This window comes from Komagataeibacter intermedius TF2 (assembly GCF_000964425.1).
GTDB classification, from domain to species: Bacteria; Pseudomonadota; Alphaproteobacteria; order Acetobacterales; family Acetobacteraceae; genus Komagataeibacter; species Komagataeibacter intermedius.
The window spans coordinates 1-399 of the sequence record NZ_BANF01000920.1 but is presented as its reverse complement, the minus strand read 5'-3'; the positions used below and the strand labels follow the sequence as shown (position 1 = coordinate 399).

The 399-nt window shown below is 67.7% G+C and carries 1 protein-coding gene; it reads right to left on the bottom strand.

Annotated elements, in window-relative coordinates:
* A partial coding sequence (locus B7449_RS19535) for an OmpA family protein (RefSeq protein ID WP_048884144.1) occupies positions 1-399 on the bottom strand: 399 nt, incomplete at both ends.

Genomic DNA, 399 nt, shown 5'->3' with positions numbered 1-399 from the left:
TGCAGGATGATCTCGACGCGGCGGTTCTGCGGCTCACGCGTGTCGGGGCCGGTCGGCACCAGCGGGTGGGCTTCACCATAACCATGAACGTCGATGGCGTTGGCGGGCACACCGTCACGGATCAGTTCAGCCTTCACGCTGTCTGCACGACGCATGGACAGGCCAAGGTTGTACTTCTCACCACGCGGGCCAGGATGGGCCGACGTGTTGTCGGTATAGCCGTTGACTTCGATGCGGGTCGTCTGGACGTGGGTGGAAGCCTGGGCAGCTTCCGCCACGATCTCACGCGAGCGGCCGGTAAGGGCTGCGCCGTCCCAGTCGAAGAACACCAGGTAAGTACGGGCTGCGGTCGGTGCGGGCGGCACGACGGCAGGGGCCGGCGGCGGCGGCGGCGGCGCG